1 protein-coding gene is annotated in these 255 nt (G+C 67.8%); it reads right to left on the bottom strand.

Going from position 1 to position 255, the window contains the following annotated elements; translation table 11 throughout:
* Positions 1–241, bottom strand: a 241-nt coding sequence (gene paaB / locus AB3X94_RS42275) for a 1,2-phenylacetyl-CoA epoxidase subunit PaaB (protein WP_368614513.1), incomplete at its 3' end; no start/stop codon positions are given.
* Between the last annotated feature and the right edge of the window lie 14 nt (positions 242–255).

Below are 255 nucleotides of genomic sequence, written 5' to 3'. Positions count from 1 at the left end.
GACGATAGATCTTGTCGCCCGCCGGTTCGAACAGCTCGGCCTTCTCGTCGGGCGCCGAGGCGGTGATCGCCGCGGACGGCACCACCCAGATGCTCACGCCTTCCTGGCGGCGCGTGTAGACGTCGCGCGCCATGCGCAGCGCCATCGGCGCGTCGGCCGCGTGCAGACTGCCGGCGGGGGTGTGGTCGAGTCCCGGCTTGCTGCGCACGAAGACTTCCCTATTCGGCCATTCCCTGTTCATTGCTGATCTCCTGA

The sequence above is a fragment of the Paraburkholderia sp. BR10923 genome (genome assembly GCF_040948765.1).
Lineage (GTDB): Bacteria > Pseudomonadota > Gammaproteobacteria > Burkholderiales > Burkholderiaceae > Paraburkholderia > Paraburkholderia youngii.
This window is presented reverse-complemented; position numbering and strand designations above follow the sequence as displayed.